The following is a 12,749-nucleotide window of genomic DNA, read 5'->3' as shown; positions in this document are numbered from 1 at the left end:
TTTTATGAGTGTCTCACAAAACTAGGTCACTTCCGTTGCTAATCTCAACTATTTCGTTGTTTTCAATTAGGTTGCAAAGCTGTTGGTAGTTTAAGAATATAACTTGTTTAGAACCTGAATCAGTTACTTCTTCAAGGCGATAGTTATCATCTGTTGGGTCAAATTTGATAATATCATAAACTCTGTCAGCATATATTTGAGAAACTACAATTCCGATACTATCCATAGGAACAATTACATTTTCACCATTTGTTCGAATTCTACTAATTATTGTCATATTTTCCTCCTTGCCTTTCGGCTTTAGTCAAAGGATGTGTGAACCTCTGTAACATAACGACATCATGCATAAACTTATTGCAATGCTCACCTCGTGACACGAAGTGCTTGGCGTTGCAATTAATAGTGCAATGCATGATAAAGTGCAGTGAAAAAGGAAACACTTTGTAAAGCGGTGGTGGGAAAATGCTGACAGTAGAAATGAGAGGTGAAGACAGATGGCTCTTTTTTTTATTTGTACTCGCCGTACTTTTCGAATAATTCTGTGAGGGAGGTATTCGTATTCTTGAGGAGCGTATCAATGCTCCTAGAATTAATACCAGCTTTTTCATCATGACTCACGATTTTCACTAATGTTGACTGGGAAATTCCCGAAATTTTGGCGAACTGCCTTTGAGTGTAATTATTACGATCAATCTCATCGTTGACATAATCACTAACTACACTTAGGAGTGGCTTTAACTCCATTACACTCGACCTCCTGACTATACAAAAAAACCTAACATCGTACACGACATTAGGTTTAATTACTTGTTATGGTGGCCCCAGTCAGAATCGAACTGACGACACACGGAGCTTCAATCCGTTGCTCTACCAACTGAGCTACAGGGCCATGGTTGCGGGAGAAGGATTTGAACCTACGACCTTCGGGTTATGAGCCCGACGAGCTACCAGACTGCTCCATCCCGCGATATATATTTGGTTTTAATTAAACTGGCGGAGGAGGGGAGATTCGAACTCCCGCACGCGCTAACGTCTGCTGGTTTTCAAGACCAGTCCCTTCAGCCACTTGGGTACTCCTCCAATTTTTGGTGGACCCTGTAGGACTCGAACCTACGACCAACCGGTTATGAGCCGGTAGCTCTAACCAACTGAGCTAAGGGTCCGGAACTACAGTATCTGTTTAATTAATTAATAATGGTAGCGGGAGTGAGACTCGAACTCACGACCTCCCGGGTATGAACCGAGCGCTCTGGCCAACTAAGCTATCCCGCCATATGTAATCGATTGTATTTTAATAAAAATGGTCGGGATGACAGGATTCGAACCTGCGACCCCCTGGTCCCAAACCAGGTGCACTACCAAGCTGTGCTACATCCCGAAATATGGCGCGCCCGACAGGAGTTGAACCCATAACCTCTTGAGCCGTAATCAAGTGCTCTATCCAGTTGAGCTACGGGCGCGTATATACATCGATTTCAATTTTTTTGCCACCATATTTGTAAATGGTGGGGATGAAGGGACTTGAACCCATACGAAGTTACCTTCAACGGATTTTAAGTCCGTTGCGTCTACCAATTCCGCCACATCCCCATAATTTATGGAGGTTCCTATCGGATTTGAACCGATGATCACAGAGTTGCAGTCTATTGCCTTACCACTTGGCTAAGGAACCGTTTCTCACTGTGCTTTTACATTATACAATAACCAAAACAAAATGCAACCCTTAATTTTAAAAAAAGCGTATATTTCTTTTTTATTTAGAAATATACGCTTTAAACCCTACTTAATAGCGAGAATTCGGGACCATTCGTTTGATAAGATTTCTTTCATTTTTGCATCGTAGAAGAATTCTTCGTCTTTTTCGTAACCTGTACGTGTAACGTAAGATTCGATTCCTTCGAAGGATCCACCAGGTGCTGTTACTTCATCAATTACTTCTTGAATTGGACTTGTGTATCCGATCTCTTCAGTGATTGCTTTCGAAGCATCATGTGAGATCATAAAGTTCATCCATTTATGTGCCATTTCGACATTAGGAGCATTTGCAGGGATAACCATCGCGTCTACCCATGTGTTTGTACCTTCTTTAGGTACAAAGTATGCCATGTCCTCATTCTTCGTTAAAACGTAGTTAGCGTCGCCTGAGTACATAACAGCTAAATCGCGTGTGCCGCTCTCCATACCGTCAATAACTTCATCTGTAACATAATCTGGTTTGATGTTACGTTTCATATCTTGTAACCATGCACTCGCTTCTTCAATTTGTGCTTGGTCTTTAGTATTTGTTGAATATCCTAATGCTTTAAGAGCAATCATAAATGCATCACGCTCTGAATTATAGAAATACATATGTCCTTTGTATTTCTCATTTTGGAAAATTGACCAACCTTGTTCTTCTAAATCTTTTACATCAACATTGTTTTTATTATAGAGAATACCAACATTACCCCAGAAGTAAGGAACAGTATATTTATTTTCTGGATCCATGTTACGGTTTTTTAAACTTGGGATAACATGGCTGTAGTTAGGTATTTTTGAATAATCTACTTCTTGTAATAATCCTTCTTCACGCATACGTTGTGTCATATAGTCTGAAGGAACAATTATGTCATATTTTGAACCGTCTTGTAATTTGTTATACATTGCTTCATTTGATTCAAACATTTCGTAAATAACTTTTACATTATTTTCTTTTTCAAATTCTTTGATAAGTGATTTATCGATATACTCTCCCCAGTTAAAGACACGGAGTTCTTCTTTTCCACCGCTCTTGCCACATCCTGTTAATACCAGTAGAAGTGCAAGGCTCGCTAACATAAATTTTTTCATATTTTTCCACCTTCTTGTTTTAAGTTTTTAGATTTTAACATTGGAACGACATTAATTAATACTAATGCTATGGTAATGATCACAATTATGATTGTTGATAGAGCATTAATAGTTGGATTAATTCGTTTTGACATGGAGTAAACCATGATTGAAATATTGCTGACACCATTACCTGTAACAAAGTATGATATGACAAAGTCATCAAAGGACATTGTGAAAGCAATGAGCGCACCTGAAATAATAGCAGGTGTAAGCTGCGGCAAGAGAACTTTCTTTAACGCCATGAATGGCGTTGCCCCTAAATCCATGGCAGCATCGGTTAGGCTCGGATCAAGTGATCGAAGCTTTGGTAACATCGTTAAGATTACATAGGGCGTACAGAACGTTATATGAGCTATTAGCATCGTTATCAAACCTTTATTTTCAGATATAGGTTTGATTGAGGCAAAAAGAATCATTAAACTGATTGCGGTAACAATTTCTGGATTAAAGACCGGGAAATTATTAATTGATAATACTGTACGTTTCACAATTGGTTTATGTTTGGATAAACCAATTGCTGTGATGGTTCCTACAATCGTCGAGATAATTGTTGCGGCAATCGCAACACCTACGGAAACTTGAATTGCAGATATCATATCTCGACTTGCAAAGAGCTCTTGGTACCAACGGGTAGAAAAACCTGCCCATGATGTTAAGGACTTCGAGTCATTGAAAGAGAAGACCATTAAGACAATAATTGGACTATAGAAGAATAGTAGCATTAAGAAAATTGCTAATGAGGATCCCCATTTACGTTTTTTCATCATTGTACTTTACCTCCTTTAGTCGTTAACTCCGAATCACGATCAAATTTATTAGTGAAGTGAATCGAGATCATAATCAAGACCGCCATAATTAATGACAGTGCACTACCAAAGTTATAATCACCAATATTTAAGAATTGGTTTTCAATTAAGTTACCAATTAGAACGTAACTTCCCCCACCTAAGAACTTCGGAATAACGAAGGTTGAAAGTGATGGTAAGAAGACAAGTGTAATTCCTGAAATAACTCCTGAGAGAGAAAGCGGAAATACAATTTTTCTAAATGTTTGATATCGGTTTGCACCCAAATCATAACTCGCTTGAATTAATGACTCATCCATTTTAGATAAAACAGTATAGATTTGAATAATCATAAATGGCAAGAAGTTATAGACCATCCCTAAAATAACAGAGAAGTCGGTATACATCATCTTGATGGGTTCGAAACCAAAGAACATAAGCACATTGTTAATAATTCCAACATCAGACAAAATTCCAATCCAAGCATAGGTACGAACCAACATGTTTATCCACATTGGAATCGTTACAAGTAAAATTAACATTGTTTGCATGTGTGGCGATGTTCTCGAAATATAGTATGCAAGTGGGTATCCTAAGATTAAGCAAATGACTGTGGTAATCGCCGCAATCTTAATCGAATCCCAAAGAACTTTAATAAATAAAGGATCAAAGAATTTCTTAAAGTTATCTAAGGTAAATTGTAATGAAATGACATCATTTCCTTTTGTGGTAATTGCATATAAGAAAATAAGTAACATTGGCAAAACAATAAAGAGTGACATCCAGATAACATAAGGAATAATTAATTTACGATATTCTTTCATTAATACATCTCCATTGGATACATGACGTGAATATCTTCAGGATAGAAGTGGATGCCTACTTCTTTTCCTTCTTCAGAATTATCCGTTGTATGAACAATGAAGTTTCTTTGTGGTGTTGCTACTACGATTTCATAATGAACACCTTTAAATGTAATAGACTCGACAATACCTGTCAGTTTTCCTTTTTCGACATCAACAATGTCAATGTCTTCAGGGCGAATTACGATATCAACGGATTCATTCTCATCAAATCCCTGATCCACACATTCGAATTCAGCATCATCAAATGATACTAAGAAATCTTTAATCATCGTTCCTTCAATAATATTTGAATCTCCAATAAAGTGAGCAACAAATTTATTTTCCGGTTCGTTATAGATATCCATAGGTGATCCAATTTGTTGAATTTCACCTTCGTTCATAACGACGATTTTATCCGACATTGTAAGTGCTTCTTCTTGATCGTGGGTAACATAGATAAATGTTATCCCAACATTTTGTTGAATTTCTTTCAGCTCTCGTTGCATTTCTTTACGCATCTTCAAGTCTAAGGCTCCAAGAGGCTCATCTAGCAAGAGAACCATTGGTTCATTAACAAGTGCTCGAGCAATTGCTACACGTTGCTGTTGCCCTCCAGAAAGCAATGTTACAGAACGATGCTCAAACCCCACAAGACCTACAAGCTTCAACATCTTTTCTACTTTCTGTTTCACAACATCTTCGTTTTCTTTCTTAATTCTTAATCCAAACGCAATATTGTCGTAAACATCCATGTGAGGGAATAACGCATATCTTTGGAATACAGTATTAACTTCCCGTTTATAGGCAGGAACTTGTGTAATTTCAATATCATCGAAATAAACTTCACCAGAATTCTGTTCTAAGAAACCACCAAGAATTCTTAATAAAGTAGTCTTACCACATCCACTGGGTCCCAATAGCGTGACAAATTCATTTTCATAGATATCTAAATTAATTCCTTTTAGAACCAATTGATCATCAAAACTTTTGACGATATTTTTAAATTGAATAAGTGCTTCTCTTTCCATGCTGTCCTCCTAAAATATTGGTGGGGTACAAACCCAAATGACTCTTGCCTTCTGTTGACTTCCGTTAACTAAGACATGGGATTGATTCCCTTTGATATAAAATGTTTCTCCCTTTTTTACAGGAATTTCCTCATCCCCATATTGAAGAATAATTTTACCTTGCAGTACATAACCAAATTCTTCTCCTTCATGAGGTAAGATCTCATTCGATTTACCTCCAGGATTAAGTTCTAACAGAATCGGTTCCATTTCATTTTTCTGAGCATTAGGAACAATCCAGTGAATTACTGAGTCATCCTGCTCATCAACAAAGAAATCCTCTTCCGTAAATACAAGTTGTTCGTCTGTTTCTTCTTTAAAGAACGTTGACATGTTCGTTCCTAACGCCTCAACAATATCTACCAGTGTAGCAATTGAAGGTGATGTAAGATCATTTTCAATCTGTGATAGGAACCCTTTAGTAAGCTCACAACGACTGGCCAACTCTTCTAAAGTAAGTCCATTTTTAACTCTCATCGTTTTGAGTTTTTTTCCAATTTCCATGCGAGCCTCCTTGTTTAGTATTACTAAACAAATATATTAGTAAGCTTAAACACATGTTTATTATACATAAGACTCATTCAAAAGCAACACATTTGAAAAAAAAAGCCAACATTTTTGTTGGCTCTTAATTATTCTGCAGATAATATAAATTTTTCAAGTTCAGGCTTTGGCATAAAACCCGTTTTACGATCTACTGGTTTTCCATCTTTAAAAAGTACAAGAGTTGGAATTGACATTACGTCGAAACGTTGTGCAAGTTCTCCTTCAGCATCAACATCTACCTTAACAATCTTAGCTTTACCATCAAGTGTTTCTGATAGTTCTGCAAGAATTGGACTAATCATCTTACATGGACCACACCAATCAGCGTAGAAATCCACAAGAACAATTCCATCTTTTGTTGTTTCATTAAAATCAGCTTTAGTTACTTTATTCATATCGTTACCTCCTAATCACCTAGATTATATCACAACTTTATAAAAATCTATTCCGAATGCTCAACCGGGGTTCTAAGCTTTAAAGCATGCTCTAAAACCCTCACATCAACCTGCGATGTTTCAAGTACTTCTCCATCAAGTCCAAGTGCAAATTCTTGATCTGCAGTAATTCGAACTTTCTTAATCTTCTTGAATGTAATGGGATCTAAATCCAAATGGGTTCCTTTATAATATTTCGGCATTAAACGCGGAATTTTTCTTAGAGGAATATCTTCCACAATGCACATATCGAGATAGCCATCATCTATAGAAGCTTCCGGTGCCGACTTAAAGCCACCACCATACCATTTACCATTCATTATTGAAGTTAATAATACTTTTTTTCGAATTCTGTTGCCATCAAATTCAACCGTAACATTAATTGGTTTCTTTTGAAGGAGTTTCACAATTGCGAAATGCAAATAAATAATTTTTCTCGGAAACATAGGGTGTCTCACTGCATTTACTGATTTGTTGACTTCGGAGTCAACTCCGAAGTTCAAACAGTTCAAGAAACGATGACCGTTCGCCTCTCCAATGTCCACATGACGTGTTTCTCCGTTAATTGTATTTTCAAGTATTTCTTCAATTGTGGCGTCACTCTCTGGTAACATACGGTAAAAATCATTACCCGTACCTACCGGGATGATTGCAAGTTCAGAATCCAAATTCATACCATTCAAAACTTCGTGGGCAGTACCATCACCACCCACTGAGTAAAGAATATGATTTTTTCCATAGCGAGAAGCTATGAGTTTTGCATGTCCAGGATAATCTGTATAGTGTATCTCAAAATCATCATCTCTCGATGAAAAATTTTGATGCAACCATTTTTCGACATTTTTATATTTTCCAATCCCTGAGGTGGGATTAATAATAAATATATGTTTCATACAACGACCTCATTCTACCTATACATTATGAGGGTTCATGCCTTTGATTACAACTGCTTAACTTTTTTACTGAGATTTCTTTTTAACATATTTCACAGATATCGATCCATCCACATTCATATTTGGTTCCGGATACTGTCCAAAATATTGTCCGTCATTAAACTGTGGTTCAGATGTTTCATAGACCTCAAAATTTATCTTCACATTGTGTTTGGTTCCCCAAGCCCTGATATCGTCTTTAGACATCGTTGCAAAATCAGGTGCTTTGAGAGTTGTTTCTTTTGGTTTCTCAGTATTTGTATTGTTTGAGTTATTGTTGTTGCTATTGTTGTTGTTGTTGTTATTGTTTGCTGTTTTGTTATCTTGTGTATTCTGATTATTTGTTTTCTTACTATCTTTCGAATCAGAATCTGTCTCTTTTACAGTACGTGTATTTGTCTTACTATTTCCTGGTTGATCATAGTTATAGAAGGATGCACCCGCACCACCTGCTGAATCAGCATCAATAAAATTGGTTGTGTATGGTTTATTTGCATTGAAGCTAAATTCATAGTCATTATGCAGCACCGGTTCAGTCAACATATTCTCATCAATTACTTTACGAGTAAGTTCAACATCCTTCTTGTAAGGAAGGACCACACTTGCACCTTTAATTAAAGGTGTCGTTCCTGCAATCTGAGTTTGCGTAATTCTGAATGTTGACATTGGATCGACAGGAGATTGATCAATATTACTGATAGCAAATCCTAGAAGATCAACCATAGATTCCTTAGGTAAACTTGTTTCCATATTATCTTTGGCCGCATTCAATACATTCAGTAATGTGTTTGGATCACGTGTCGAGATAATTTTGTTTGCAAGTTCCTTAATAACATATTGTTGATTTAATTGACGTTGGAAATCACCATTCGCAAAATGATGACGTTCACGTGCAAAGGTGATTACTTGCTTACCATCAAGAACATTGGTTCCTTCTGGAACTGTAATACCTTCCATGTTTTTCTCATTTGTACCTACAGTACCTTCGATAGGAAGTGATCCCGCAAAGGTAATCGGTGATGTAATCTCAAGTCCACCTAAAGCGTCTACAATTTTAACAAGTGCATAAAAGTCTGTTTCAAAATAGTAATCCACTTTTTCATCCAAGAATGATTCAACAGTATCGATGAGACACTGACGGCTTACGCCACGAGAATGGTTAATCTTATCAAATGATTTGTTCGGGTAACATTGAATCGGAACATATGAGTCACGAGAAACACTCGTCATCGTCGCTTTCAATGTTTGAGGGTTAAATGATGCCAGAATAATGGAGTCGGATAACCCATCATTGAGTCCTGTAATTAATAGCGTAAAGGGTTCTTTAAGAACATCCTTGCTACCAACTGAAGATTCAATCTTCGTATTAAAAATGAAGAGTTCTTCTGCTTTATCTAATGGATTCACCTCAAGTTGCGCAACTTCATTTAGTCTTGTGTAGTTACGAGGTACCACAGCATATTGAACTTCTTTATCACTCACAGCAGTAAGCAGTTCACCATAATTTTGATATTCTTTATAAACGACAGTTCTAGAATATCGTGTCATATTATTCTTAATGGTTTCTTCCACTTTGTCAGAGTTAACAACATATCCTACTGATTTGTTATCCATATTCTTTTGTGTATCTTCTTCATTAAATGCAAGAAGCACAAGTTCTACATCTTCGACACCAGTTTTATTAATCAACTGATCAATCGATGCATCAGCACTGTAGCTATAGTATGCAGCGACAGATGTAAAGAGGATGATAATCACTCCAAAAATAACGAGCATATTCCTGAAAAAACGAATACGCTTCGCATATCCTAATAAGAAGAAAATATTAATAATTAATGCCGCAACAATTGCACCACCAATTCCAATAACAAAATATTCATTTGCGATACTCATATAACGTCCAAGTACAACAATGACTCCTAAGATAAGAATATTGGCAAGGAGAGTAATGATGGCTCCAACTGTTGGAGAACTTATAAACGATTTCTTATTGTTGTCCTTCTTTGCCATTGGTTACCTCCATTATTGAAAACATTCCGTCAGTGTCTTTCACAACCATGATAGATGCTTTATTTTGATATTTACTTGTCTCAACAACTGTAGAAGGCTTGTATTCCCAGTCTAGGGTCACACGGTACCCTTCGATTTTTTCGTTAGGTTCCTTCTTATCTTTAGATATCAACTCAAATGTATCTTTTGACGTTGTACTATTAATCTTTGTTACTTCAAGCGTTTCAGAAACTTTGCCTTTTTGAATGTAATAGTATGCATCATTGTACATTGTGTCTGTCGCATAGTCATATACAGATTTTTGGTAATCTTTCATTATGTATTGAATACCACCCACATCATTATTTCTAAGCTTGTTAGACCATGTGAAGTAATCTGCTACAAAACTTTTCGCAACTAATTCCGAGATTTTTTCATCGTCCTTGATGGGTTTCGATAGTTCCTCAGTTAATTGTGCATAAAGTTCTTTTTGATATTCTGTCGCATTGTTACGGAGTGTATAAAAGTTATTTTTATCTTGAACGTGTCCAATTTTTTCAATTCCAGAACGGTTATTATTTGCTTTCACAATATAGTAACTACCTACTGAAACTGTAATTAATGACAGAACAAGAATAAACCCCATAAGCGCTCGACTTTGTTTATGTTTATCTTTCATTTATTAGTACCACCTTTAACTAGCCTACTTAAACATAAAGTTCTCAACCTTTTATGTCAAGTTACATCTTTAATTTCCCCTATTCTCACATTTTTATTATAATAGAGATAGAGGAGGAATTTTTCATGAACATTCTTATTATATCAGATATTCATGGGAGCCATCGACAACTCAATAGTGTCTTAGAAACGCCCTATCCTTTTGATATGGTTATTCTTGTAGGTGATCTCATGTATCACGGTCCCCGTAATCCAATATTGGAGGACTACAATCCTGCTGAAGTTGCAAAGATACTGAATAACATTCAAATACCCATTGTTGCTGTTCGCGGTAACTGCGACGCTGAAGTCGATCAAATGTTACTTGATTTCCCAATGCTTCAAGATTATTCTATCGTTGATGCTAATGGAAAAATACTTTACATTTCACATGGCCATCTCATGGATCCACTAACTGATGGACCAAAGACCGGCGCCGATGCCTTTATAACCGGACATACGCATGTTCCCATTGAAGTGAAAATTGATAATACGACAATCTATAACCCTGGGTCTATTGCACTTCCTAAAGAAAACCACCCATGTACATATGGTTATTATTCAAATGGAACATTGACCACATATACACTAGAACATAAAGTATACAGAACTACTTCTTTATAAACAAATAAAAACTGTAGTGTTAGAAGACCAATAATCTTCAGCACTACAGTTTTTTTAGTTTAAGACTTCAAGTTTGTGATCCCAGAACCAAATTGTACCAAATGATGCAATCACTATCATGATTAAGTCACTTAATAATTGGATTGAGAGGCTCACATTGGAGATTGAAAGATCTCCTGTTGATGTGAATGTAATTCCTTCAACACCAACGATACCATAGAGAATCGAAGTCACAATCACAAGGCCCATATAAATAAGGAATGTCATAAACGCACGATTCTTACGAATATATGACGAGTTTGCGATGCTTCCTGCAAAGAGAATAAATACAATGTAACGTAAGTTAGTAATAAGTCCTTGAAGTGCTACGAGAACATGACCGAGGACATTTTTCCCTCCAAGTAGGTAGGCAAATGCTTCTCCCATTGATCCGAAGAAACCAGAAATTAGAGATAAGTCACCAACAGAGAGTGTAATTGCGATAAGGAATACTCCCAAAATCATTGCATAGCTTACAACAGACCAGAATAGGGTTGTAAGTATCTTAGAAAAGAATAATTGTCTTGATGTAACAGGATATGTAAAGAATCGGTACGAATTCTGTTTATAAATACTTTGGTATAAAATTCGAATAACCATCATAAACATCAAAACTCCGGAAGCGATTAAAAGAACAAAGATTGCCAAAAATCCTAGTGGAAAAATTAATTCCCAAATTCCTGCATTATATCCTGAACTTCCTGCATCAAACATATATCGAAGACGTGTCCCAATAAGAAGTGTGATTAATCCACCAACAACTGTCATAATTGCGACAGGAATAAATGCTTTCGTTGTCTCAATAATTTCTTGTTTTGTAAGTTTGATTACCATTTGAACTCCTCCTTGAAGATTTCATTAATCGATGCTCCACGTGCTTCACGTAAGTCATCGCAATTTTCATGAAGTAAAATACGTCCATCTTTAATGAATACAACTTCATCAAGTACTGACTCGATATCAGCAATTAGATGTGTCGAAATAATTAACAATGAATCCTTTGTGTAGTTATTAATTATCGTATCAATAATCGAGTCACGCGATGCTGGGTCAACTCCCGCTATCGGTTCATCAAAAATATAGATATCAGCTTTTCGAGATAGACATAAAGCTAATTGAAATTTTTCTCTCATACCTTTGGACATTTTCGCAACGGGCATTGTTGCATCAAGATTCATTCTCATAAATAAATCTTCAAGTGTATGAACATCAAAGTCCGGATAAATATCTGAATACAGACTTGCTGCTTTTAGCCCTGTCATTGTTGGTGCTAAATATTCAACATCTGGTAAGTAAGAAATACTCAACTTCGATTTATCACCAATATCGTTACCCAGTACACGAATGCTTCCCTGGTAATCTCTTAGTAACCCCATTATCATTTTAATTAAAGTCGTTTTACCTGCACCATTTGGCCCACATAACCCGACGATGCGTCCACCTTGCAATTTCAAATCAACACCAGAAATTACAGGAAACGAACCATATCTTTTATACAGACTTTTAAGTTCAATATAGTTTCTATCCATGATTTTTCTCCTCCCATAAACGTGAGACTTTCTCAATCACTTCATCTTTCGAAAGACCTAAGCTTACAACACCCTCAATAAAATCAACGCAAATTGTTTCTCCGAGTTTAAGTTTTAAATCATGAATAATCTTCTTATCATCTGTCACAAATTTACCATTGGTACGATCCGTAACAATTAAACCATCTCGTTCTAACTCAGTTAATGCTTTTTGTACAGTGTTGGGGTTAACTTTAAAATTAGAAGCAAGTGTGCGAATAGATTCGACACGTTCTCCTTCTTTTAATCGTCCCGAGGCTATCTCATATTCAAAATATTCAATTATTTGTCGATAAATAGCTACCGAACCGGTTTTTATTGACATTGGAAAC

15 protein-coding genes and 9 tRNA genes are annotated in these 12,749 nt (G+C 36.3%); 1 reads left to right on the top strand and 23 read right to left on the bottom strand.

Features of this window, described 5'->3' with window-relative positions:
- Window positions 1–13: 13 nt before the first annotated feature.
- From H9L01_RS03960 to H9L01_RS03865, 20 genes are all read right to left on the bottom strand, one after another.
- Window positions 14–277 (bottom strand): hypothetical protein, encoded by a 264-nt coding sequence (locus H9L01_RS03960; RefSeq protein ID WP_187534717.1) that lies wholly within the window; start codon window positions 275–277, stop codon window positions 14–16.
- A 230-nt stretch (window positions 278–507) separates the two neighbouring features.
- Entirely contained in the window at window positions 508–744 is a 237-nt protein-coding gene (locus H9L01_RS03955; RefSeq protein ID WP_187534716.1) for a helix-turn-helix domain-containing protein, read from the bottom strand.
- Window positions 745–813: 69 nt separating this feature from the next.
- Window positions 814–889, bottom strand: a tRNA-Phe gene (locus H9L01_RS03950).
- Between the two features lies 1 nt (window position 890).
- Window positions 891–967, bottom strand: a tRNA-Met gene (locus H9L01_RS03945).
- A gap of 24 nt (window positions 968–991) precedes the next feature.
- Window positions 992–1,080, bottom strand: a tRNA-Ser gene (locus H9L01_RS03940).
- Window positions 1,081–1,086: 6 nt separating this feature from the next.
- Window positions 1,087–1,163: transfer RNA gene (locus H9L01_RS03935), tRNA-Ile, on the bottom strand.
- Between the two features lie 32 nt (window positions 1,164–1,195).
- Window positions 1,196–1,272, bottom strand: a tRNA-Met gene (locus H9L01_RS03930).
- A 29-nt stretch (window positions 1,273–1,301) separates the two neighbouring features.
- A tRNA-Pro gene (locus H9L01_RS03925) sits at window positions 1,302–1,378 on the bottom strand.
- Between the two features lie 5 nt (window positions 1,379–1,383).
- Window positions 1,384–1,460, bottom strand: a tRNA-Arg gene (locus tag H9L01_RS03920).
- A gap of 43 nt (window positions 1,461–1,503) precedes the next feature.
- A tRNA-Leu gene (locus H9L01_RS03915) sits at window positions 1,504–1,590 on the bottom strand.
- Window positions 1,591–1,598: 8 nt separating this feature from the next.
- A tRNA-Cys gene (locus H9L01_RS03910) sits at window positions 1,599–1,672 on the bottom strand.
- A gap of 107 nt (window positions 1,673–1,779) precedes the next feature.
- The gene (locus H9L01_RS03905; protein ID WP_187534715.1) at window positions 1,780–2,829 is read right to left on the bottom strand and encodes an ABC transporter substrate-binding protein; all 1,050 of its coding nucleotides are present in this window, start codon (window positions 2,827–2,829) and stop codon (window positions 1,780–1,782) included.
- Window positions 2,826–3,638: an ABC transporter permease gene (locus tag H9L01_RS03900; protein WP_187534714.1), complete on the bottom strand. Its 813-nt coding sequence runs from the start codon at window positions 3,636–3,638 to the stop codon at window positions 2,826–2,828. The genes H9L01_RS03905 and H9L01_RS03900 overlap by 4 nt, the downstream gene beginning before the upstream one ends.
- Window positions 3,635–4,480, bottom strand: a complete 846-nt coding sequence (locus H9L01_RS03895) for an ABC transporter permease (RefSeq protein WP_187534713.1) — start codon at window positions 4,478–4,480, stop codon at window positions 3,635–3,637. Before H9L01_RS03895 ends, H9L01_RS03900 begins: the two co-directional genes overlap by 4 nt.
- Window positions 4,480–5,529, bottom strand: coding sequence for a spermidine/putrescine ABC transporter ATP-binding protein (potA, locus tag H9L01_RS03890; protein ID WP_187534712.1), 1,050 nt, complete (start codon window positions 5,527–5,529; stop codon window positions 4,480–4,482). Before potA ends, H9L01_RS03895 begins: the two co-directional genes overlap by 1 nt.
- A 9-nt stretch (window positions 5,530–5,538) precedes the next feature.
- Window positions 5,539–6,072, bottom strand: a complete 534-nt coding sequence (locus tag H9L01_RS03885) for a helix-turn-helix domain-containing protein (RefSeq protein WP_187534711.1) — start codon at window positions 6,070–6,072, stop codon at window positions 5,539–5,541.
- 128 nt (window positions 6,073–6,200) lie between these two features.
- Entirely contained in the window at window positions 6,201–6,509 is a 309-nt protein-coding gene (trxA, locus tag H9L01_RS03880) for a thioredoxin (RefSeq protein ID WP_187534710.1), read from the bottom strand.
- Between the two features lie 47 nt (window positions 6,510–6,556).
- On the bottom strand, window positions 6,557–7,441 hold the full coding sequence (locus tag H9L01_RS03875) for a diacylglycerol/lipid kinase family protein (protein ID WP_187534709.1): 885 nt from the start codon (window positions 7,439–7,441) through the stop codon (window positions 6,557–6,559).
- A 66-nt stretch (window positions 7,442–7,507) separates the two neighbouring features.
- Window positions 7,508–9,490, bottom strand: coding sequence for an LCP family protein (locus tag H9L01_RS03870; RefSeq protein WP_187534708.1), 1,983 nt, complete (start codon window positions 9,488–9,490; stop codon window positions 7,508–7,510).
- Window positions 9,468–10,148, bottom strand: coding sequence for a hypothetical protein (locus H9L01_RS03865; protein ID WP_187534707.1), 681 nt, complete (start codon window positions 10,146–10,148; stop codon window positions 9,468–9,470). Before H9L01_RS03865 ends, H9L01_RS03870 begins: the two co-directional genes overlap by 23 nt.
- A 125-nt stretch (window positions 10,149–10,273) precedes the next feature.
- On the opposite strand from H9L01_RS03865, the gene yfcE reads away from it, so the two are divergent.
- Complete coding sequence (gene yfcE / locus H9L01_RS03860) at window positions 10,274–10,810, top strand: phosphodiesterase (RefSeq protein WP_187534706.1); 537 nt, start codon at window positions 10,274–10,276, stop codon at window positions 10,808–10,810.
- 54 nt (window positions 10,811–10,864) lie between these two features.
- On the opposite strand, the gene H9L01_RS03855 is transcribed toward yfcE, so the two are convergent.
- The 3 genes from H9L01_RS03855 to H9L01_RS03845 are packed head-to-tail and all read right to left on the bottom strand — an operon-like array spanning window position 10,865 to window position 12,742.
- Window positions 10,865–11,683 carry a hypothetical protein gene (locus tag H9L01_RS03855; protein ID WP_187534705.1) on the bottom strand — a complete coding sequence of 273 codons (819 nt, stop codon included), beginning with the start codon at window positions 11,681–11,683 and terminating at the stop codon, window positions 10,865–10,867.
- Entirely contained in the window at window positions 11,677–12,378 is a 702-nt protein-coding gene (locus H9L01_RS03850; protein WP_187534704.1) for an ABC transporter ATP-binding protein, read from the bottom strand. The genes H9L01_RS03855 and H9L01_RS03850 overlap by 7 nt, the downstream gene beginning before the upstream one ends.
- Window positions 12,371–12,742 carry a GntR family transcriptional regulator gene (locus H9L01_RS03845; protein ID WP_187534703.1) on the bottom strand — a complete coding sequence of 124 codons (372 nt, stop codon included), beginning with the start codon at window positions 12,740–12,742 and terminating at the stop codon, window positions 12,371–12,373. Before H9L01_RS03845 ends, H9L01_RS03850 begins: the two co-directional genes overlap by 8 nt.
- Window positions 12,743–12,749 lie beyond the last annotated feature (7 nt).

Source organism: Erysipelothrix inopinata (assembly GCF_014396165.1).
GTDB classification, from domain to species: Bacteria; Bacillota_I; Bacilli_A; order Erysipelotrichales; family Erysipelotrichaceae; genus Erysipelothrix; species Erysipelothrix inopinata.
The sequence above is the reverse complement of the archived record's forward strand: the minus strand, read 5'-3'. Positions and strand labels throughout refer to the sequence as shown.

What these genes read in the sequence shown, in the direction of transcription:
- H9L01_RS03960 (WP_187534717.1), bottom strand. Translation starts at nt 277, where the DNA reads ATGACAATAATTAGTAGAATTCGAACAAATGGTGAAAATGTAATTGTT.
- H9L01_RS03955 (WP_187534716.1), bottom strand. Translation starts at nt 744, where the DNA reads ATGGAGTTAAAGCCACTCCTAAGTGTAGTTAGTGATTATGTCAACGAT.
- H9L01_RS03905 (WP_187534715.1), bottom strand. Translation starts at nt 2,829, where the DNA reads ATGAAAAAATTTATGTTAGCGAGCCTTGCACTTCTACTGGTATTAACA.
- H9L01_RS03900 (WP_187534714.1), bottom strand. Translation starts at nt 3,638, where the DNA reads ATGATGAAAAAACGTAAATGGGGATCCTCATTAGCAATTTTCTTAATG.
- H9L01_RS03895 (WP_187534713.1), bottom strand. Translation starts at nt 4,480, where the DNA reads ATGAAAGAATATCGTAAATTAATTATTCCTTATGTTATCTGGATGTCA.
- potA (WP_187534712.1), bottom strand. Translation starts at nt 5,529, where the DNA reads ATGGAAAGAGAAGCACTTATTCAATTTAAAAATATCGTCAAAAGTTTT.
- H9L01_RS03885 (WP_187534711.1), bottom strand. Translation starts at nt 6,072, where the DNA reads ATGGAAATTGGAAAAAAACTCAAAACGATGAGAGTTAAAAATGGACTT.
- trxA (WP_187534710.1), bottom strand. Translation starts at nt 6,509, where the DNA reads ATGAATAAAGTAACTAAAGCTGATTTTAATGAAACAACAAAAGATGGA.
- H9L01_RS03875 (WP_187534709.1), bottom strand. Translation starts at nt 7,441, where the DNA reads ATGAAACATATATTTATTATTAATCCCACCTCAGGGATTGGAAAATAT.
- H9L01_RS03870 (WP_187534708.1), bottom strand. Translation starts at nt 9,490, where the DNA reads ATGGCAAAGAAGGACAACAATAAGAAATCGTTTATAAGTTCTCCAACA.
- H9L01_RS03865 (WP_187534707.1), bottom strand. Translation starts at nt 10,148, where the DNA reads ATGAAAGATAAACATAAACAAAGTCGAGCGCTTATGGGGTTTATTCTT.
- yfcE (WP_187534706.1), top strand. Translation starts at nt 10,274, where the DNA reads ATGAACATTCTTATTATATCAGATATTCATGGGAGCCATCGACAACTC.
- H9L01_RS03855 (WP_187534705.1), bottom strand. Translation starts at nt 11,683, where the DNA reads ATGGTAATCAAACTTACAAAACAAGAAATTATTGAGACAACGAAAGCA.
- H9L01_RS03850 (WP_187534704.1), bottom strand. Translation starts at nt 12,378, where the DNA reads ATGGATAGAAACTATATTGAACTTAAAAGTCTGTATAAAAGATATGGT.
- H9L01_RS03845 (WP_187534703.1), bottom strand. Translation starts at nt 12,742, where the DNA reads ATGTCAATAAAAACCGGTTCGGTAGCTATTTATCGACAAATAATTGAA.